Annotated in this window: 15 protein-coding genes and 1 tRNA gene; 9 read left to right on the top strand and 7 right to left on the bottom strand. The window is 40.2% G+C overall.

Annotated elements, in window-relative coordinates:
- Nucleotides 1–264: 264 nt before the first annotated feature.
- The 4 genes from PZ638_RS01320 to glyQ form a co-directional block, all read right to left on the bottom strand.
- Complete coding sequence (locus PZ638_RS01320; RefSeq protein WP_206277830.1) at nt 265–1,851, bottom strand: ShlB/FhaC/HecB family hemolysin secretion/activation protein; 1,587 nt, start codon at nt 1,849–1,851, stop codon at nt 265–267.
- Nucleotides 1,852–2,028: 177 nt separating this feature from the next.
- Nucleotides 2,029–2,105 (bottom strand) — tRNA-Pro (locus PZ638_RS01315).
- A gap of 220 nt (nt 2,106–2,325) precedes the next feature.
- Nucleotides 2,326–4,395: a glycine--tRNA ligase subunit beta gene (gene glyS, locus PZ638_RS01310; RefSeq protein ID WP_004262644.1), complete on the bottom strand. Its 2,070-nt coding sequence runs from the start codon at nt 4,393–4,395 to the stop codon at nt 2,326–2,328.
- A 9-nt stretch (nt 4,396–4,404) separates the two neighbouring features.
- Nucleotides 4,405–5,313, bottom strand: a complete 909-nt coding sequence (gene glyQ / locus PZ638_RS01305; protein ID WP_004262647.1) for a glycine--tRNA ligase subunit alpha — start codon at nt 5,311–5,313, stop codon at nt 4,405–4,407.
- Between the two features lie 202 nt (nt 5,314–5,515).
- Here glyQ and PZ638_RS01300 point away from each other — a divergent pair, with 202 nt between their 5' ends.
- Both PZ638_RS01300 and PZ638_RS01295 read left to right on the top strand, forming a co-directional pair.
- The gene (locus PZ638_RS01300; protein ID WP_004262650.1) at nt 5,516–6,079 is read left to right on the top strand and encodes a DNA-3-methyladenine glycosylase I; all 564 of its coding nucleotides are present in this window, start codon (nt 5,516–5,518) and stop codon (nt 6,077–6,079) included.
- 205 nt (nt 6,080–6,284) lie between these two features.
- Nucleotides 6,285–7,541, top strand: coding sequence for a valine--pyruvate transaminase (locus tag PZ638_RS01295; RefSeq protein WP_094960801.1), 1,257 nt, complete (start codon nt 6,285–6,287; stop codon nt 7,539–7,541).
- A gap of 331 nt (nt 7,542–7,872) precedes the next feature.
- On the opposite strand, the gene PZ638_RS01290 is transcribed toward PZ638_RS01295, so the two are convergent.
- Nucleotides 7,873–9,531, bottom strand: a complete 1,659-nt coding sequence (locus tag PZ638_RS01290) for a putative transporter (RefSeq protein WP_004262657.1) — start codon at nt 9,529–9,531, stop codon at nt 7,873–7,875.
- A 385-nt stretch (nt 9,532–9,916) separates the two neighbouring features.
- Between PZ638_RS01290 and PZ638_RS01285 the strand changes: the two genes are divergently transcribed.
- The gene (locus PZ638_RS01285) at nt 9,917–10,237 is read left to right on the top strand and encodes a YceK/YidQ family lipoprotein (RefSeq protein WP_232058937.1); all 321 of its coding nucleotides are present in this window, start codon (nt 9,917–9,919) and stop codon (nt 10,235–10,237) included.
- A 302-nt stretch (nt 10,238–10,539) separates the two neighbouring features.
- Here PZ638_RS01285 and PZ638_RS01280 read toward each other — a convergent pair whose 3' ends face one another.
- Nucleotides 10,540–11,871 carry a YidR family protein gene (locus PZ638_RS01280; RefSeq protein WP_176489279.1) on the bottom strand — a complete coding sequence of 444 codons (1,332 nt, stop codon included), beginning with the start codon at nt 11,869–11,871 and terminating at the stop codon, nt 10,540–10,542.
- 122 nt (nt 11,872–11,993) lie between these two features.
- On the opposite strand from PZ638_RS01280, the gene PZ638_RS01275 reads away from it, so the two are divergent.
- The gene (locus tag PZ638_RS01275) at nt 11,994–12,608 is read left to right on the top strand and encodes a trimeric intracellular cation channel family protein (protein WP_004262660.1); all 615 of its coding nucleotides are present in this window, start codon (nt 11,994–11,996) and stop codon (nt 12,606–12,608) included.
- Between the two features lie 37 nt (nt 12,609–12,645).
- Here the strand turns inward: PZ638_RS01275 and ligB are convergent, their stop codons facing one another.
- A complete protein-coding gene (gene ligB, locus PZ638_RS01270) occupies nt 12,646–14,373 on the bottom strand; it encodes an NAD-dependent DNA ligase LigB (protein ID WP_094960802.1) in 1,728 nt (575 codons plus the stop codon).
- 320 nt (nt 14,374–14,693) lie between these two features.
- Here ligB and gmk point away from each other — a divergent pair, with 320 nt between their 5' ends.
- From gmk to recG, 5 genes are read left to right on the top strand one after another with little or no spacing between them, the layout of a single operon-like run.
- Nucleotides 14,694–15,317 (top strand): guanylate kinase, encoded by a 624-nt coding sequence (gmk, locus tag PZ638_RS01265; RefSeq protein WP_004262662.1) that lies wholly within the window; start codon nt 14,694–14,696, stop codon nt 15,315–15,317.
- 55 nt (nt 15,318–15,372) lie between these two features.
- Entirely contained in the window at nt 15,373–15,648 is a 276-nt protein-coding gene (gene rpoZ / locus PZ638_RS01260; RefSeq protein ID WP_004262665.1) for a DNA-directed RNA polymerase subunit omega, read from the top strand.
- Nucleotides 15,649–15,667: 19 nt separating this feature from the next.
- On the top strand, nt 15,668–17,785 hold the full coding sequence (spoT, locus tag PZ638_RS01255; RefSeq protein WP_004262666.1) for a bifunctional GTP diphosphokinase/guanosine-3',5'-bis pyrophosphate 3'-pyrophosphohydrolase: 2,118 nt from the start codon (nt 15,668–15,670) through the stop codon (nt 17,783–17,785).
- 22 nt (nt 17,786–17,807) lie between these two features.
- A complete protein-coding gene (gene trmH / locus PZ638_RS01250) occupies nt 17,808–18,521 on the top strand; it encodes a tRNA (guanosine(18)-2'-O)-methyltransferase TrmH (RefSeq protein ID WP_096863551.1) in 714 nt (237 codons plus the stop codon).
- A 15-nt stretch (nt 18,522–18,536) separates the two neighbouring features.
- The gene (recG, locus tag PZ638_RS01245; RefSeq protein WP_206277606.1) at nt 18,537–20,618 is read left to right on the top strand and encodes an ATP-dependent DNA helicase RecG; all 2,082 of its coding nucleotides are present in this window, start codon (nt 18,537–18,539) and stop codon (nt 20,616–20,618) included.
- The last annotated feature ends 37 nt before the right edge of the window (nt 20,619–20,655 follow it).

Raw genomic sequence — 20,655 nt, 5'->3', positions numbered from 1 at the left:
AGAGAGAATCGATGTGGAAATTATTTTAGTATGTAATTATTTAGTTTGTTTTTTATGCAAATAAAAAACATTCAACTGCTTTCACTAAACATAATTTTAACCAATTGATAACTTAAAGAATAAAATAATACTGGCTGTAGTTTGTATTCTTATTTTCCAAAGTACAGAATATGCTTTAATACTGATGATAAAAACTACAATTGCCTAATATTACCTAGGTCATTTTAAATAGATACAATCACCAGCTTTAACCCTATGATTTAATTAATAATGAAATTTCATTTGAAGGCTCGAACTCATTGAATTTGCCAGTAGTCGGTCAGTTTGCCAAACTGGCGCTTCTACAAATAAATGATATGACAAACTCCCAATTTGGCCTTTAGCTCCGACTCTCCCTCCCAGCAATAGGTTTTCTTTCCAAAATGTGGCTCTATCATTTGATGTTGTTCCTAAACCTAACGAGGTATATAAAGCCATTTGCGGCCATGGGCTCTGCCAGACCACCTCGTTTTGTAGCTTTAAGCTATTATCCCCCATTTCAAGGTGCTCAGCTCCACCGATAAAACCACTAACACCTCCAAATCCAGTAAGTGATCCTTGGTCTAATAAAACATCTAGCTTGTCACGACTTAATTGCATATCAAATTGGCTTTGATATTGAAAAGGGGAGGCTTCCTTCATTGCTGAAGCCGAAATCTGTAAAACCTGTGGCTTATTTAAACCCGTAATTTGCTGTACATTGGTACCAAACCAGTTAGTTCCTTGTTTATACGTTAATGTAACTAAAGCACTTCCCCGTAAAAAATTGACCTGATGAGTTAACCCACCAATGATGTAATGAGCCAAGCGTTGTTGTGTTCGTAAGTGTAGGTCAGCCAAAAACGTGTCACTTTTTTGGCTTTCAGACCCTAGACTTAATGAAGTTACCGTTTTTTCTGTTCGTTTTAATAAATATTCGGCTTGTAGTAATAAGAAGCCATTATGTTGCTGTAGTGGTAAAGCGGCATCATTACTGGTAATAACTGTTTTATTTTCCTGATACCCACTAAATATTGAAAACAACCAATATTGATAAGGGAGAGAGTAAAACAATATTGCTGATTTAATTTCAGTTTCTTCTGTGTTGCTAAATTGACGGCTGATTTCTGAATATAAAAAATCACTTCGTAAAAAAGGATTGGCGACCATAAAAGTATGGCCAACAGTGCTACCGACTTGCCGAGAAATTGAGTGTGATTCAAAAGAAAGCGCACCTTGGAATTCGCGTCGGTGCTGGCCTACCACGACAATTTGAGTAGCATTCCCATAGGTATCATCAGGAATTAGTTTGATATGGAAAGGAAGTAAAGATGTATTTTGCAAATTGTACAAGCCTTGTTCAATTTGCCGTAAATTAAGCGTATCACCTAACTGGAAAGGAAATATGTGTGGTAGTAATTTATCTTCTGACTGCTCATTTTGATAAACCACAGAAGAAACCGTTCCTGCTATTATTTTTGCTTGCAAAATACCAAACAGAAAAGTTTGCTCAGGGTAATACAAGTAAGAGGTCAGATAGCCTGCATGAATTAACTTCGCCGTAATATCATCTGCATAGTTGAGTAAGCCTTGTTCATCAATACATTGGCCCTCTATCTTTTGCCGCCATTTATTGACTTGGCTAACAGCTATTTCCTTAATCTGCTCAAGCCCAATGAAATGTACTTGGTTTATCATAATACAAGTAGATGGCATCTCAACAATACCATTTGGAGGCGCTATAGGCGCGCTATAAGCTTTAAAGCCAATAACGGTATAAAGACTTAATAAGAAGAAACAAAGAGGTATCGATAAAACGTTATTAACTTTCATTAACGAGTCCTTGTAATGAAAAAGCGTTTTTACCTAAAACAACATGAGTGAATCAGCTTATATATCAACAGAGATAGGTTATTGAGTGCAAGCCAAGTTAGTCTGAAATAGTTGGGGTGAAAAATAGGAAGGGATATAAACGAAAAAACCCACCTCAATGAGGTGGGTTCTAAAATTTGGTCGGCGAGAGAGGATTCGAACCTCCGACCCACTGGTCCCAAACCAGTTGCGCTACCAAGCTGCGCTACTCGCCGAAAACGGTGTGAATAATACTGCCAAGAACGGAGATCGTCAACCCATTTTTCGCCAATTCTGTTCGTTTGCTGATAAAACCACCAAAACAGTAAGGCTTATATGCAAATTACCTTATTTTAAGTAAAAAATAAGCACTAGAATATTTTAGTGCTTATTTATCAAACAGGTTAGCGTTTATAAAAATAACGTTAACTACAAGCTAATAACCTATTTTTAAGGCTATTGAAGCAAAGAAATATCCGCTACTTTTAAGAACAACTCACGTAATTGGCTTAATAGCGTCAAACGATTAATACGAACCGCTTGGTCTTCATCCATTACCATAACATTTGCAAAGAATTCATCTACGATATCGCGTAAAGAAGCTAATTCAACTAAAGCCTCTTGATAATTCCTTTCTGCAAACATTGGCGCAAGTTTATCTTGCAATACCACAACATGGGTCGCAAGTTTGACTTCTTCAGGTGTTTTTAGAACAGAAGCTAAAACGTTATCAGCCAATTTTTCTTCTGATTTGCTCAGAATATTGGAAACACGTTTATTTGCCGCTGCAAGTGCCTGCGCCTCTTCTAATGAACGGAAGTGAGTAACAGCTTTCACTCGTGCATCAAAGTCAGCAGGTTGTGTTGGATGACGAGCTAATACCGCTTGGATGGTATCAATACTATAGCCTAATTCTTGATACCAAGAACGGAAACGACCAAGCATGAACTCGACAACGTCATTAACCACATTTTTATTGGTTAATTTATCACCGTATAAACGAGCTGCTTCTTCTGTCATTTCAACAAGATCAAGCTGGTAGCCTTTTTCTACGATGATGCGTAAGACACCTAATGCAGCACGGCGCAAAGCGAATGGGTCTTTATCGCCTTTAGGATGTTGGCCAATACCAAAAATACCAGCAAGCGTATCCATTTTTTCAGCCAATGCTAATGCGGCTGAAACATCAGTCGATGGAAGTGCATCTCCAGAAAAACGCGGTTGGTACTGCTCTTTTAAAGCTAATGCAACGTCTTCTGACTCACCATCATGGCGTGCATAATGCATTCCCATAACGCCTTGAGTGTCTGTGAATTCAAACACCATATTAGTCATTAAGTCACATTTTGCTAATAAACCAGCTCGTGTCGCATGGTTTACATCTGCACCAATTTTGTTTGCAATCCAGCCAGCTAATGCTTCTAAACGGTCAGTTTTATCACGCAGTGTACCTAATTGTTTTTGGAACAATACAGTTTCTAAGCGTGGTAAGTTATCTTCCAAACGTTGTTTACGGTCAGTTTTAAAGAAAAATTCGGCATCGGCTAAACGCGGACGTACAACTTTTTCGTTACCTGAAATAATTTGCTGAGGGTCAGAAGACTCAATATTTGCCACAAAGATAAAATTAGGCATTAACTTGCCCGTCTTATCATAAACTGGGAAATATTTTTGGTCCCCTTTCATGGTATAAACTAGCGCTTCTGAAGGAACATCTAAGAATTTCTCTTCAAATTTAGCTGTTAAAACGACCGGCCATTCAACCAATGAAGTCACTTCTTCAAGCAAACTATCTGTTAAGTCAGCTTGGCCACCAAGAGCCTGAGCCGCTTTTTCCGCATCGGCTTTAATAACCGCTTTACGTTCTGCGTAATCTGCCATGACTTTACCGCGTTCACGTAAAATGGCTGGATATTGTTCCGCATTATCAATAGTAAATTCAGATTCACCCATGAAACGGTGACCACGAATTGTGCGCCCGCTCTTAATACCTAAAATTTCGCCATCAATAACATCACTACCCAGTAACAATGTTACCGTGTGCACAGGGCGAACAAATTGTGTGTCCTTATCTGCCCAACGCATTAATTTAGGTATAGGTAATTTGGCCAATGCACGGCTAACCATATCAGCCAGTAATTCACTGACTGCCTGCCCTTTCATTTGGGCACGATAGAGTAGCCACTCGCCTTTATCCGTGGTCAAACGCTCAGCCTGATCAACGGTAATACCACACCCGCGAGCCCAGCCTTCAGCGGCTTTAGTTGGTTGGCCATCTGGACCGAATGCTTGAGAGATAGCAGGGCCGCGTTTTTCAATTTCACGGTCTGGCTGTGAAGCCGCTAAATCAGCGACTTTAAGTGCTAACCGGCGAGGAGCAGCAAACCACGTTACTGCACCATGAGCAATATCTGCCCCATCAAGTTCAGCCGTAAAATTTGCAGCAAATGATTCAGCTAATGAACGAAGAGCCTTCGGCGGTAACTCTTCGGTGCCGATTTCCACAAGGAAAGTCTGTTGAGTCATGACAGCCTCTTAGTTCTTATGACACATAGGGAATCCAAGCGCTTCACGAGAAGCATAATACGCTTCTGCAACCCCTTTGGTTAGGGTACGAATACGTAAGATATAGCGCTGGCGTTCAGTAACAGAAATGGCTTTACGTGCATCGAGTAAGTTGAAAGTATGAGCCGCTTTCAAGATACGTTCGTATGCAGGTAGTGGAAGTGGCGTTTCCAAAGCCAGCAAGTGTTGAGCTTCTTTTTCGTACTCTTCAAAGCATTTGAAAAGAAAATCAACATTTGCGTATTCAAAGTTATAGGTTGATTGCTCAACTTCGTTTTGATGATAGATATCACCATAAGTGGTTTTACCCAATGGGCCATCACACCAAACAAGGTCATACACGCTGTCCACGCCTTGGATATACATCGCTAAGCGCTCTAAACCGTATGTAATTTCACCTGTTACTGGTTTACACTCAAGACCACCGACCTGCTGGAAGTAAGTGAACTGAGTGACTTCCATCCCATTAAGCCACACTTCCCAGCCTAATCCCCAGGCACCTAATGTTGGGTTTTCCCAGTTATCTTCAACAAAACGAATGTCGTGAACTGTTGGGTCAACACCTAATTCTTTTAAAGAACCAAGGTATAACTCTTGGATATTGTCTGGTGATGGTTTGATGATCACCTGAAACTGGTAATAGTGTTGTAGACGGTTTGGGTTTTCACCATAGCGGCCATCAGTTGGTCGACGAGATGGTTGAACATAAGCCGCTGCAATAGGCTCAGGGCCTAATGCGCGCAAACACGTCATTGGGTGAGAAGTTCCAGCGCCGACTTCCATGTCCAATGGTTGAACAATGGTACAGCCTTGACGCGCCCAGTAGTCCTGTAATGTCAGGATAAGACCTTGAAAGGTTTTGGTATCAAACTTTTGCATGTTAGATCCGCACGCGATACGTAAAATTTAATGAAAGTACGCCAGTATACCCTTTGACCGCAAGATATACAGCATTGAATATGTCTGTATTTATTCTAAAAATAAAAAAAAATACTTTCACCCCTTTTAAGCTGGTTATTTATACAGTATAAATAGTTTGTTTTTTGAAGCAAACCAATTACCATTGTAAAAAGGATGAAAAATGGATACCGCACTAACACGTTGCCATTGGGTCAATCAAGATCCTGAATATATCGCTTATCACGACCATGAATGGGGTAAACCCACTTATGATAACTTAACGTTATTTGAAATGATCTGCCTTGAAGGCCAACAAGCCGGGCTCTCTTGGTACACCATTTTAAAAAAACGCCAAGGATATCGTGATCTATTTCATCATTTCGACCCTGAAAAAATTGCATCAATGAATGAAGACGATATTGAGCGACTCATGCAAGATACTCGGATCATCCGTAATCGATTAAAAATTAATGCAATTATTGCAAATGCAAAAGCTTATTTAGCCATGAAAGAAAATGGTGAAGACTTCTCCACTTTTATTTGGCAATTTGTTAATGGCCAACCCATTATCAACGGTTGGGAGCTCTCATCACAAGTTCCTGCGGAAACAGAACTTTCTAAGCTTCTCTCCAAAGCGCTCAAAAAACGTGGGTTTAAATTTGTCGGCTCAATTACTTGCTACGCCTTTATGCAAGCAACTGGCATGATAAATGACCATTTAGTGAATTGTTGCCAATTTAAATAAATTAGTTTTTATCGGTGTAACTCATCGAGTAAAAAGAAAAATAAACCACCAAAGCATTAACATTGCAACATTTTAGACTGTTAAATATATCCATCTTAATATTTTATCTTAATAAAAGATAGAAATTGGTGGTTGAACTCTGAGGTGCAGCGGAGTATGTTTTAAATTCCATTAACAATCTAATAAATATATGTGAATAAATGCGATGATATTTTCTAAATTTGGCAATAAATTTGCTAAAAATTCAGGTATTTCATTATTAATGAAAGACTTGAATGAAGGCATAAGAACCCCTGGCTCCATTATGTTAGGGGGAGGAAATCCTGCTCATATCCCTGAAATGGATAAGTATTTCCAAGATCTGTTAGCTGAGATGTGTGCTAATGGCCAATTGACGGACACTTTATGTAATTATGATGGTCCTCAAGGTAAAGATGCCATGTTGAAAGCGCTTGCAGCTACGCTAAAAGCAAAACTAGGTTGGAATATTAGCGCGAAAAATATTGCCCTATCTAACGGCAGCCAGAGTGCTTTTTTCTATCTATTTAACTTGCTAGCCGGTCGCTTTGAAGATGGTATCACCCGTAAAGTGCTATTTCCTCTTGCCCCTGAATATGTCGGTTATGCAGACTCAGGTCTTGATGATGGCTTATTCGTCGCGAATAAGCCACAAATAGAATTTTTACCTAATGGTCAATTTAAATACCGAGTCGACTTCAACACATTAGAGGTTACTGATGATATTGGGGTGATTTGTGTGTCTCGCCCAACAAATCCGACTGGTAATGTCATTACTGATGAAGAAGTTGAGCATTTAGACCAACTAGCTAAACAACATAATATTCCACTACTAATAGATAATGCTTATGGTGTTCCTTTCCCTGGCATTATTTTCAGCGAAGCTACGCCATTTTGGAACGAAAATGTCATTCTTTGTATGAGTTTATCTAAACTTGGTTTACCAGGAACTCGATGCGGCATTATCATCGCTAACGAAGAAATCATTGAAGCTGTTAGTAATATGAATGGCATCATCAGCCTTGCTCCTGGTGGCATAGGCCCTGCGCTTGCCTTAGAAATGCTTAAAAAAGATGACCTTATCTCGTTATCTAAAAATGTAATTGGTCCTTTTTATAAGCAGCGTGTAGAAGAAGCCATCGAAATTATTCGCCGCTATATCCCAGAAGATAAGTGTTTAATTCATAAGCCAGAAGGTGCCATTTTCCTCTGGTTATGGTTTAAAGACCTACCAATTAATTGCTTAGAATTATACCAACGCTTAAAAAAACGTGGTGTATTGATGGTTCCCGGCCATTACTTCTTCCCTGGTATTGAACAGGATTGGCCACATGCGCATCAATGTATGCGTATGAACTATGTCCCTGAGCCAGAAAAAATTGAACAAGGGATCAAGATATTAGCTGAAGAGCTTGAAAAAGCTTATCAAGAAGTGACCTGCTAGTTGTGAAACGACAAGGTACTTTTAGCCCTGTTATTGCAATATTTAGGTAAAAAAAAAGCCCTTTCATATAGAAGGGGCTAAAAATTAGCGAGAACTCCGTAATTGAAATCAAATTAATTTTTCAATACGAATATCATTCAAAACTATTAGAACATCTTTTCTATTTGGTTATTGCTTAAACAAAAGCACTTTTTGCCCCTATATATCGTGATACCTTTCATTACTGCCTTATACATCAAACATCAAAATCCAAATATCATATTGAAAAAGCTATAATTTTAGAAATTTCAATAGAATTTCTGCTATTCATCGGTTTAACAATCACATCTAGCTAAACCGCCCAAAATAAAATAGCCAGCAATTGTGGAGAAATAATTCTTAAAAACATCGCTAATGGATAAACCGTTGCATAAGACAATGCCGGAGCACCGCTGGCCGCATGAATATTATTTGCAAAAGCCAGTGCAGGAGGGTCTGTCATAGAGCCCGCTAGCACCCCACAAAGGCTCAAATAGTTCATTTTGCCAAAAATTCGAGCTACAACACCTGTAATAAATAGTGGTACAAACGTAATCAATAGCCCATAACCAATCCACGTTAGCCCATCACCTTTAATTAAAGTATCAATGAAGCCACCACCAGAATTGAGCCCAACAACAGCGAGGAACATGACGATTCCCAGTTCTCTCAGCGCTAAGTTTGCACTCGGAGGCATAAACCAATATAAACGCCCTATAGTCCCTATACGACCGAGAATTAGAGCAACAACCAGTGGCCCTCCCGCTAATCCCAGTTTCAGCGCAGCAGGAAAACCAGGAACAAAAACAGGTATTGACCCCAGCACAACTCCAAGCCCTATCCCGAGGAATACAGGTAACATTTGAACTTGCTGTAGTTTCTGTTTCGCATTACCTAACAAAGCGGTGACGGCTTCGATTGACTCAGGACGTCCAACAATATTTAAAATATCACCAAATTGTAAAACCGAATTGTTATTAGCAACTAAATCAATACCAGTTCGGTTTAATCGTGTCACAACAACATCATATTTTTGTTTTAAGTTTAAGTCTTTCAGCCTTTTACTTAGTACAGCATCATTCGTCACCACCACACGAACGGAATGCAAAATAGAGCTTGATGTCGACAAGGATACGTCAACTTCCTCACCTAATATTAAACGAACTTTATTTAAATCATCTTTTAAACCAACAACGTGCAATAAGTCACCTAAATGAATTTCTGTGGTAGGCTGAGGAACAACCAGCATGTCCCCACGTTTTAATCTTGAGCAAACAATAGCTTCACTACCAAGCAGTGGGATGTCTTGCATCATTAAGCCATCAAGATTGGCGTTACGAATGGCAATGTTCATAGTCTGCAGAGAGTCGCGCTGTTGAAAAGTAGAACTATTAAATGCAGAAGCTTCTTTCTCTACTGAAATTCTAAAGATAATGCGTACTAACCACATCACCAATAAGATGCCACAAATCCCCATAGGGTAAGCCATGGCATAACCCATCCCCATCTGGCCAACAAGATTAGGGTCAGATCCTAAGTCAGTTAAAATTTGCTGACCAGCACCTAAAGATGGCGTATTCGTTACCGCCCCTGAGAAAATACCTAAGATAATCGGTAATGGAATATTCGCGACTTTATATATGATTGCTGTTACCACCGCGCCTAAGACAACGACCATCAACGCAAAGCCGTTTAGTTTCAGCCCAGAAACGCGTAGAGAAGAGAAAAAACCAGGCCCAACCTGAATACCTATTGTGTATACAAACAGTATCAAGCCAAATTCTTGAATAAAATGCAGCATGTCTTTATTAAGTTGCAAGCCATAACTTTGGGCGAAGTGTCCAACAATGATCCCCCCAAATAGAACACCACCAATCCCTAGCCCAACACTACGGATCTTCCAATTTCCAATCCATAGCCCTAAAGCAGCAGCTAACGCCAACAAACTTACAGTAAGAGCTAATTCACTCATAGACCGCATCCTTTTGACGACAAGTTACCCGTTAAACACACCCAAATAGGTGATAAAACATACTACTGAATCGATTATGCCAAATAGCATGAGGGTAATATGTGCCATAGAGCACAGTTCAGAAGGAATAAATGATCTATTTTTTTAGAATTTTCAACCTGATAACAAATATAAAATAGTATGTCTTTATTTCTTAACGTTATTTATCATTCATAGAAATAGCTACTTAAGACAAACATTTTTAGTTAATAGCTACAAGTAAACTATTAACTAAAAAAATACATACGGTTAAATAAAATAATAATACGACACCATTATTGTGAATTTCTTGTTTTTAGTTATTATAAGTAAATATTGGGAACGACAAACTAAATACAGGTTAACAATGTCTATGCCGAGTTTAATTTCAATACGATTATATTTTCTTATCGCACCTCTTATTTTGAGTGGTTGCTCCAGTATTATGACTCATGCAGGCCCATCAGAAGGTTATTACCCTGGTTCGAAAAACAGTATTAAAATGATTAAAGATGATGAGACCGGCTGGGTTGTTAAACCTTTACTTGCTATTGATTTACCCTTTTCTGTTGTTATGGATACTCTTTTAATTCCTTTAGATTACGCGAAATCGGGTAATGATGATAAAGCAGACTCACCCAAAAAACGCATAGAAGAACTTGAAAATAAAGATAAAACCAAAAAGTAATTCAGGCTCAATCAAACGTTTGTAATTAAAATTTCATTGTGTATTAACTGTATTTATGAATACATTATTTTTTAATCTAAGATCTGACCAATCATTTATATAATATCTGTTTAGTTATTATCTTATTATGATAACTATCTTCTTAACTTAAATATTCTATTTATAAGTATTTTTGCACTCATTACATGAATAATTAACAATTAAATTTTTTAAATGCTAATCAGAGAAAAATAAAAACAGTCACAGATAAAAAAAAGCTTATCAATACTTTTTTTATTCGTGACTGTAGTAACATAATTATGTTATTTGCTGTTTAAACCCGTTTCTACGGTATAAATTTGCCTAAATCCATCAATATCTCGCATAAACGCAATCAATTCATCATTAGGTGAAAATACAACGGCATCAGCAACAGGAGCAAGTTCAGTACGCTGTGTTAATTTTTGTATGGTTCCGCTCACGACGTGACAATACACGACACTATTGTCACAAATAAAACAAATGTGCTCACCTTTACTATCCCAGCTAAAGGCAGACTGAACCGGTGAAGAACCCTGAGTTATCTGCCTTTGCACTCCAGTCAGCGTATCAACTAACCACAATTGAGCATTACCGTCATCATCATTCATCAAACAAGCGATTGATTTACCATCTGGCGAAGTTCTTAGCCAATGTCGTGGCTGCTTCGCTAAACCAGGAAATTTTTTATCGTGTGTATAAGTTAAACGCCTTTGCTGTATACCTTTTGGTGGGGAAGGCATGCTTGATTCTGTTCCTTGGATAGGAGATTCCCCCGCAATCATGTAATCCTCAAGCTGTGAAGGTAGATCAACAATATAGATCTCAGGAATAATTTCTCCATTTGTAGAATGAGTGTCACCAATAAACACCAGCGCTCTTTCTTGCCACTCTCCATTCTCTTTTTGATAACCTTTTTGACCTACCCAACCCTCTTCATATGCACGGCTAATCTCATCGCTGCTAGGCTTAGGCTGTTGCGTTGTTCGCGTCACAACACAACAAAAGTAATCGCCACTATATTCTCGAAAATGTATTTTAGGACTCACATTAACGGGCCCAATAGGTACTGCAATTGCCACATTTCGTTGGTCTAATTGCACATCTAATTCATGCATTACATGGTCATTATAGGTAAAACTCAACCACTTTCCGTCTGGACTAAAAACATGGACATGAGTCCCCCCACGCAACGCTCCCACTAAATACGGAGGGGTAATACACATTGCATCAATTGGGTGAGCTACATTTAATTGATCTTCTTTAACATACACCCCTCTTCGATGGTGAAAGTCATATTGCCACTGTTCATCAGGGTACTCAGGGCCATGGATAAAAGCATATTGAGTTGGCAGTTGAGGACTTACCGTTACCACTCCAACATGAGCCCCATGACTTGCACGATAAACCTCAACGACTTGTAATGTTTTTACATGAATTTTTTCTATAGATAAACCTGTAAAAGAACTACCGCTCGGCCGTATATCATACGCTAACCACTGGCTGTCTGGAGTCCAGATATTAATATTCGTTAGTTGGTGGCTTCGTTCATCATGCGTTAAACATGTTTCTTTATAGGGCAATTTATTATTCAATCTGTTATCCTTTGACATCATTTAATATCGCTATCGGATTACTTTAACTAATCTAGTTTAATCAATACTAGAAAATCTCAGTCGAGAAGTTTCATAAGTAATATTACCCTTTAGCAATAACCTTAATCTCGAACAAAACTACCATGTTATTAAGTGTACTTTATATTATTGGTATCACCGCAGAAGCCATGACTGGAGCACTTGCGGCTGGCAGACGAAAAATGGATGTCTTTGGCGTCATTATTATTGCGTCCGCGACGGCAATTGGTGGTGGTTCCGTCCGTGATATCTTACTTGGCCATTACCCCCTAGGTTGGGTGGAACATCCTGAGTATATCCTGACTGTTGCAGGCGCTGCGATTGTGACAATCTGGATAGCCCCTATGATGAAACATTTACGCCGATTATTCCTCATATTAGATGCTATCGGACTAATTGTATTTTCTATACTTGGCGCCCAAATAGCACTCGATATGCACTACAGCCCAATCATTGCAGCTATTGCAGCAGTGATTACTGGCGTTTTTGGTGGTGTGTTAAGAGACATGCTGTGTAACACAATCCCTTTAGTTTTCCAAAAAGAAGTCTATGCTGGCGTTTCTTTCGCTGCCGCTTGGATCTATATTGGCCTATTACAAACGCCTTTACCTAAAGATATCGTGGTTATTATCACACTCGTTGTTGGCTTGAGTGCAAGGCTAATAGCCATTCGTTATCGTCTCGGTTTGCCTATTTTTAATTACGAAAACCAAGATTAATCTAATCAATAAAAGAGTTTCAGCCATTAATGATTTACTATTGATGGCTTTCTATTGGTGGCTGAATCGCTTTCATGTCAGACAATATACGTAAAATAGATTCAATTTCTGGTTCCGCTAGCCAATTAGCTAATTTTTTCTTTTGCAGCTTCGTCAAATTTAGACTGTTAACCCATGATGGGTCATACAACATACCTATGTCAGTCACTTTCCCTACTTGTAATTTAGTTAGTGGAATTGCGAGACCTTTTAACCAAAGCGAAACAGGTTGATCCTTTGCCATTTTCAGTTGCTTTACTAACATTTGGTGTTTTTTACCTTTCGATAAATCGCTTTGCCATTGTTCTGACAACCAAGTTGTTAATCGAGTTAGGTTATGGTTTTCTACCCACTGGCGCCATGTAGCCTCACTTATTCCTCGCATACGTAGTTGTTTACCTAACCACGTTAATCTTGCGACAAACTGCTGTGAGCAAACTTCAGTATAAGTAAGACAACTTAGTGAGTGAAACTGTTTTAAGGTTGATGTCTCTGGATATTCGCGTTCCTCTCGTCGCCAAATAACGTCTTCAATCTTTGGACTTCCTAGCCCTGAAAGAGAGACAAGTATTTTATCTCCAACAAGTAAATCTCGTTTTTCCCATGATGATAATGATCCAGCATTTACCTTTGAAATAGTTTTCGAGTCAATATTGATGGGGGTTATGCTAGCTACAACACTAATTCTCCCGGTCCTTCCTATATTGAACTGAAGCTTAGTTACCTCTGATAGCACACTGCGTAATGGATATTTCCATGCAATCGCCCAACTATTTTGTTTTGATTGCCAGGCTGATGCTGCTGGCGCTGGAAAATTTTTAAGCACTATGCCATCTGTAGCAAATGGTAATTGCCCTTGATAATAGTATTCCCTTAGTTGCTTAGCTTGAATCTTATTTTCAATTTTATGGCTATATTGTTCAGCAAGCGGAAAACCTATCTCAGAAAGTAATGTTAACTGTGTTTTTGGATTAGCATCCCCCGCAGGCCATGCCCAAATAAAAATACCAATATTTTCTTCAAGGGCGGTTGGCTCATTTTTTCGCATTAACCACCCCGCAATCTTATTACGAGCGTTCACTCCCCCACTTTTAGCTTGAATATGTCCATTCATACGCCAAAATAATTCGCCTTGAAGAACTAACATGCCTGAATATTTGATTTGTTTGGGTATCGCAGGAATAAAATCTGCTTTTGCCCGCCACTCGATTCCTTCAACACTATTTCCTCGGCTAATCATGGAAATAAGCTTGCCATTTTTATAAACCAACGTTACTGCTACACCATCAACTTTAGGTTGTAGCCAGATATTTTTACGTGTTTCTATCCAGCTATAAACTTCTAATTCATTGAGTTTCTTTAACCCTGTATGAGGAATGGGATGCATAGTTAGCTGTGATTTTTCAGGTAATAGTACTTCTGGCAATTCTTCGGGAAGTTGCTGGCATCGTTGTAAAGAACGCCATAAATTAAATAGCTGGTCATAAGCTTCATCACTAATGGAACTGCTACCCGCCAAACGGTAAGCTTGGTTCCACAGTTGTAATTGTTTTCCTAACCGATGACTTTCCTGACTTATTATTTTACTATTTTGTTTTTCACACGGTTTATTAACGGCAATTTGCTGCGTTGCTTGAGCAACATTAATACACACCATTACCCCAACAATTAACCCACTTAGTCTATAAACTGACGCGAACCAATAACCATACAAAATATAAATCATAACTATTCCTTGTTATTACCAATCCATTAAGATGTTACTCTTTTAAAGCATTTTCTCCTCAGTTGCTAAGCATCAAACAACCTCTCAAAGTCTTCATCCTCAAAAGAAGTTGTTTGCAAAAGGCTTCGCAAAACTAATGATGCTTTCATGAGTAATAAGTTAATTTCTCGAGCCCGTTCACAATTTAGTTACTAATCAAATTCATTTAATTAAAATTCATGATTTATTGATATCGCTGCATGTTGATGCAAGTCCGTGTATACTATGTCGGGTTTATCACCATCTTTTATGTTTAATCCTCGACTATTCAAGAAATCATCATGATACAAGGCACGTTATATATTGTTTCTGCCCCTAGTGGAGCAGGGAAATCAAGTCTGATTCAGGCTTTATTAAAAACACAACCATTGTATGACACACAGGTTTCCGTTTCTCATACAACTCGAACTGCACGTCCAGGAGAAGTCCATGGCGAGCACTATTTCTTTGTATCTGAAACTGATTTTTTACAAATGGTCGACAAAGGTGAATTCCTAGAGCACGCATGCGTTTTTGGGAATTATTATGGGACGTCCAAACCTATCATTGAAGATGTATTAAATAGTGGTGTTGATGTTTTTCTTGATATCGATTGGCAGGGAGCGCAGCAGATAAGAGCCAAAATGCCTGAGGCACGTAGTATTTTCATTCTCCCACCATCAAAAGATGAACTTTATCGCAGACTGCGTGGTCGTGGGCAAGACAGCGATGAAGTTATTGAAAAACGCATGTCACAAGCAGTAGGTGAAATTGAACATTTCAACGAGTATGATTACCTTATTGTTAATGATGATTTCAATACCGCACTGAGCGATTTACAATCTATCATCCGTACTGAGCGTTTAAAATTAGGGCGTCAAGTTCAACGACATGATGCTTTAATCAGCAAATTACTAGCAGACTGAGAATAGTTTCAGTATCATATCAGGTCATTTTTTATTTCTTTGGAGTAGCACATTTATGGCACGCGTAACTGTTCAAGACGCAGTAGAAAAAATTGGTAACCGCTTTGACCTCGTATTGGTTGCGGCACGTAGAGCTCGTCAGTTACAAACGGGTGGAAAAGACCCTTTAGTTCCTGAAGAAAATGATAAATACACTGTTATCGCATTACGTGAAGTAGAAGAAGGCTTAATCAACGGTCACATTTTAGATGTGCGTGAGCGCCAAGAACAGCAAGAGCAAGAAGCGGCTGAAATGCAAGCAGTTTCTGCAATCGCTGAAGGTCGTCGCTAATCACTAAGGTGGGTCTGCCTTGTATCTGTTTGAAAGCCTTAATTTAGTCATTCAAAAGTATCTTCCTAAAGAACAAATTGAATTACTAAGAAAAGCCTATGTTGTTGCTCGGGATGCCCATGAAGGACAGACCCGTTCAAGTGGTGAGCCTTATATTACTCACCCAGTTGCTGTTGCTTGTATTCTTGCTGAGATGCGTTTGGACCATGAAACACTAATGGCAGCGCTACTTCATGATGTGATTGAAGATACTCCAGCGACATTTCAAGATATAGAAGAATTGTTTGGTACCACCGTCGCCGGTCTCGTCGAAGGTGTATCCAAACTAGACAAGCTCAACTTTCGCGACAAAAAAGAAGCTCAAGCAGAAAACTTCCGCAAAATGATCATGGCGATGGTAAAAGATATCCGTGTCATTTTGATAAAACTGGCAGACCGCACTCACAACATGCGCACGTTAGGGTCACTTAGGCCCGATAAACGTCGGCGCATTGCACGTGAAACCCTTGAAATATATAGCCCGTTAGCCCACAGGCTAGGTATACACCACATCAAAACAGAGCTTGAAGAGCTGGGTTTTGAAGCGTTATATCCCAACCGTTATCGTGTTATTAAGGAAGTCGTCAAGGCTGCTCGCGGTAACCGAAAAGAGATGATCCAAAAAATTCTCTCGGAAATTGACGGTAGGCTAACCGAGGCAGGAGTTCCTTGTCGCGTAAGTGGCAGAGAAAAACACCTTTATTCCATCTATCGCAAAATGCACCAAAAAGAGCAACGTTTCCATTCCATTATGGATATCTATGCTTTTAGGGTAATTGTAAAAGATGTGGATACTTGCTACCGCGTTTTAGGCCAAATGCATAGTTTATACAAACCGCGTCCGGGGCGTATTAAAGACTATATTGCTATCCCTAAAGCCAACGGCTATCAATCGCTACATACCTCATTGATTGGGCCACATGGTGTTCCTGTCGAAGTGCAAATTCGCACAGAAGACATGGACCAAATGGCTGAGATGGGGGTTGCTGCGCATTGGGCCTATAAAGAGCAAGGTGAACAAGGTACAACGGCACAAGTTAGAGCTCAACGTTGGATGCAAAGTCTACTTGAGTTACAACAAAGTGCAGGTAGCTCGTTTGAATTTATTGAAAGCGTTAAATCGGATCTATTTCCGGATGAAATCTACGTTTTCACCCCAGAAGGCCGTATTGTTGAATTACCTACCGGTGCAACACCTGTTGACTTTGCCTACGCAGTACACACGGATATTGGTCATGCTTGCGTGGGCGCGCGCGTTGATCGCCAGCCTTACCCACTTTCGCAATCCCTTACGAGTGGCCAAACTGTCGAAATTATTACCGCGCCAGGCGCACGGCCAAATGCAGCATGGCTCAATTTTGTTGTCAGCTCAAAAGCGCGGGCCAAAATTCGCCAGTTATTGAAAAATTTAAAACGTGAAGATTCTATTAATTTAGGTCGCCGTTTACTCAACCATGCGCTAGGGGCAGGAAATAAACTCACTGATATCCCTCAAGCCAATATTGATGCGGAATTGGCACGCATGAAGCTGCACTCTATCGATGATTTGCTTGCTGAAATTGGGTTGGGTAATGCAATGAGTGTGGTTGTCGCACGTAACCTACAGAACAATCCACAAAATACACCTGAAGAACAAGTGTTAGTTGAAAGCCGGAATAAACTCTCTATCAAAGGTGCTGATGGTGTTTTAATCACCTTTGCAAAATGTTGTCGTCCTATTCCTGGTGACCCAATTGTTGCACATATTAGTCCTGGTAAAGGTCTCGTTATTCATCATGAATCCTGCCGCAACATTCGTGGTTATCAAAAAGAACCTGATAAATTTATGGCTGTTGAATGGGACAACGACACTGATACCGACTTTATCGCTGAAATTAAAGTGGATATGATTAATCACCAAGGTGCTTTAGCAAATTTAACTGCCGCCATTAATGACGCCAACTCAAGTATTCAAAGTATGAATACAGAAGAAAAAGATGGCCGTGTATATTGCGCTTTTATTCGCCTTACAACTAAAAACCGTGTTCAATTGGCAAATGTGATGCGGAAAATCCGTATTATGCCTGACGTTCTACGTGTTAGCCGAAACCGTAATTAACGACCATACGTAATTAATAACTATGAATGAACGCCGCTATCGCCGCATTTGCCAAATGATGGCGATGCGGCAGCCTGACCTAACTCTCTGCCTCGAAGAAATTCATAAACCGCACAATGTTTCTGCGATTGTACGCAGTGCGGATGCCGTAGGGATCCATCAAATTCATGCTATTTGGCCGGACCAACAAGTCAAACTGTCCGTTTCTTCTGCTGCGGGGAGTAATAGCTGGGTTAAAATTATTTCACACACATCCACCGAAGAAGCAATTGCCCACATAAAATCACAAAATATGCAGGTTTTGGCGACTAACTTGTCAGAACATGCCGTTGATTTTCGTGAAATTGATTATACTTTGCCAACTTGTATTATGATGGGGCAAGAAAAAACAGGGATTTCACAACAAGCCCTCGCATTGGCTGATAAACACATTATCATTCCAATGGCTGGCATGGTGCAATCTTTGAACGTTTCCGTTGCTTCTGCACTGATTTTATATGAAGCCCAACGGCAACGGCAGCAGGCGGGTATGTACGAACGTGACCATTGCTTACTCTCACCAGATGAACAACAAACTTGGTTATTTGAAGGAGGTTACCCTGTACTGGCTGAAGTTGCTAAACGTAAGGGACTTCCTCGCCCATTTATCAATAACCAAGGGCAAATTGAAGCTGATGACTCGTGGTGGGCACAAATGCAATTAACCGAAAAAATGAAAAGACGGCAGTTTGGTTAAATAAAAGGAAATAACATGAATAATGGGCTACTTGATACCATTTCACTGACTTCATTGCGCGGAATTGGAGCAAGCCAGTCAGAAAAAATGCGTAAAATCGGTTTGAACACCGTTCAAGACCTTCTTCTTCATTTCCCTTTACGCTATGAAGACCACACCCGTCTATATCAAATAAAAGATCTCCTCCCCGGTACGACCGCAACAATTACCGGTGAAATACTGCAAACTAAAGTGGTATTCGGCCGCAAAAGAATGATGACCTGCTTGATTTCCGATGGCACAGGTAACCTCACCTTACGTTTTTTTAATTTTTCAGCTGCAATGAAGAATAACTTAGCAGAAGGAAAACAGGTCACCGCCTATGGGGAAGTTCGCAGAGGAAATACAGGGCCAGAAATCATTCACCCCGAATATAAAGTCTCCCAAGACACCAGCAACATCAGCTTACAAGAGAACTTAACACCTGTTTACCCAACCACGGAAGGTGTTCGTCAGGCCACTTTACGCAAGGTAATGGAACAAGCGCTAAGGTTACTTGATAGCGGAAAAATAAAAGAATTGCTTCCAGAAGAGCTTAGCCGTGGAATGATAAGCCTACCAGATGCCATTCGCTTATTACACAATCCACCACCGAATGTCGCTTTGATTGAACTGGAGAAAGGGCACCATCCTGCCCAGAAACGGCTTATACTCGAAGAGCTTTTAGCACATCACCTCAGTATGCTAGCCATCCGTGCAGGCAACGAACGCCTATATGCCGAGCCTTTAGCAACAAGTGGTCAATTAAAATCACAGTTACTCGCACAATTACCTTTCTCGCCAACAAATGCACAAAACCGTGTTGTTAGCGAAATTGAAGCAGACCTCGCCAAAGATGCCCCTATGATGCGTTTGATTCAAGGGGATGTAGGGTCAGGAAAAACGCTTGTTGCAGCCTTAGCGGCCGTTTGTGCCATCGAGAATGGCAAACAAGTAGCTTTGATGGCTCCCACCGAAATTCTTGCAGAGCAACATGCCAATACATTCAAACAATGGTTAGAGCCTTTAGGCATTAAAGTGGGTTGGCTAGCGGGCAAACAGAAGGGTAAGGCACGTCAGGCTCAGCAAGATGCCATCGCAAGTGGAGAAGTTGCGATGGTTGTTGGAACACACGCTATTTTCCAAGAGCAAGTGAGCTTTAAAGCGCTGGGGCTTGTTATCATTGATGAACAACATCGCTTTGGCGTTCATCAGCGGCTCGCTCTGCGTGAGAAAGGTGAGCAGCAAGGGTACCACCCTCATCAATTGATCATGACCGCTACGCCAATCCCACGGACACTGGCGATGACAGCGTATGCAGACTTAGATACCTCTGTCATCGATGAGCTTCCTCCGGGCCGTACGCCTGTCACTACTGTCGCCATCCCAGACACTCGCCGTAACGATATTATTGAACGCGTTCGCCAAGCCTGTATTGAAGAAGGTCGCCAAGCCTATTGGGTCTGTACACTCATTGAAGACTCTGAATTATTAGAAGCACAAGCGGCTCAAGTGACCAGCGAAGAACTCGCACTGGCACTACCTGAATTAAAAGTAGGCTTAGTCCACGGGCGAATGAAACCTGCTGAAAAACAAAGCATTATGGCGGCTTTTAAAAGGAATGAAATTCAACTGCTTGTGGCTACAACGGTCATTGAGGTCGGTGTTGATGTGCCTAATGCCAGTTTGATGATCATTGATAACCCTGAGCGCCTTGGTTTAGCTCAATTGCACCAATTGAGAGGGCGAGTTGGCCGTGGAGCTATCGCATCTCACTGCGTACTATTATATAAGACACCATTAACCCACACCGCTAAACAAAGGCTACAAGTGTTGCGGGACAGCAATGATGGCTTTGTTATCGCACAAAAAGATCTCGAAATTCGCGGACCTGGAGAATTATTAGGCACTAGACAAACAGGAAATGCAGAATTTAAGGTCGCTGATTTGTTACGTGACCAATATATGTTGCCAGAAGTGCAACGCCTCGCACGCCATATTCAACAAAACTACCCAGAAAATGCACAACAACTTATTGAGCGCTGGTTACCTGAACGAGAGCAATACAGCCACGCTTAAGTTTTATATCTTCTTTTTATCCGTTCCTTAAAATGAA

Origin of the sequence: Providencia hangzhouensis, from assembly GCF_029193595.2 — a bacterium.
Taxonomy (GTDB): Bacteria; Pseudomonadota; Gammaproteobacteria; order Enterobacterales; family Enterobacteriaceae; genus Providencia; species Providencia hangzhouensis.
This window is presented reverse-complemented; position numbering and strand designations above follow the sequence as displayed.

Excerpts from the sequence above, each read along its gene's own strand:
- ligB (WP_094960802.1), bottom strand. The coding sequence starts at position 14,373 with ATGATTTATATTTTGTATGGTTATTGGTTCGCGTCAGTTTATAGACTA.
- PZ638_RS01275 (WP_004262660.1), top strand. The coding sequence starts at position 11,994 with ATGTTATTAAGTGTACTTTATATTATTGGTATCACCGCAGAAGCCATG.
- PZ638_RS01290 (WP_004262657.1), bottom strand. The coding sequence starts at position 9,531 with ATGAGTGAATTAGCTCTTACTGTAAGTTTGTTGGCGTTAGCTGCTGCT.
- trmH (WP_096863551.1), top strand. The coding sequence starts at position 17,808 with ATGAATGAACGCCGCTATCGCCGCATTTGCCAAATGATGGCGATGCGG.
- glyQ (WP_004262647.1), bottom strand. The coding sequence starts at position 5,313 with ATGCAAAAGTTTGATACCAAAACCTTTCAAGGTCTTATCCTGACATTA.
- glyS (WP_004262644.1), bottom strand. The coding sequence starts at position 4,395 with ATGACTCAACAGACTTTCCTTGTGGAAATCGGCACCGAAGAGTTACCG.
- PZ638_RS01295 (WP_094960801.1), top strand. The coding sequence starts at position 6,285 with ATGATATTTTCTAAATTTGGCAATAAATTTGCTAAAAATTCAGGTATT.
- PZ638_RS01285 (WP_232058937.1), top strand. The coding sequence starts at position 9,917 with ATGTCTATGCCGAGTTTAATTTCAATACGATTATATTTTCTTATCGCA.
- recG (WP_206277606.1), top strand. The coding sequence starts at position 18,537 with ATGAATAATGGGCTACTTGATACCATTTCACTGACTTCATTGCGCGGA.
- PZ638_RS01280 (WP_176489279.1), bottom strand. The coding sequence starts at position 11,871 with ATGATGTCAAAGGATAACAGATTGAATAATAAATTGCCCTATAAAGAA.
- gmk (WP_004262662.1), top strand. The coding sequence starts at position 14,694 with ATGATACAAGGCACGTTATATATTGTTTCTGCCCCTAGTGGAGCAGGG.
- PZ638_RS01300 (WP_004262650.1), top strand. The coding sequence starts at position 5,516 with ATGGATACCGCACTAACACGTTGCCATTGGGTCAATCAAGATCCTGAA.
- rpoZ (WP_004262665.1), top strand. The coding sequence starts at position 15,373 with ATGGCACGCGTAACTGTTCAAGACGCAGTAGAAAAAATTGGTAACCGC.
- PZ638_RS01320 (WP_206277830.1), bottom strand. The coding sequence starts at position 1,851 with ATGAAAGTTAATAACGTTTTATCGATACCTCTTTGTTTCTTCTTATTA.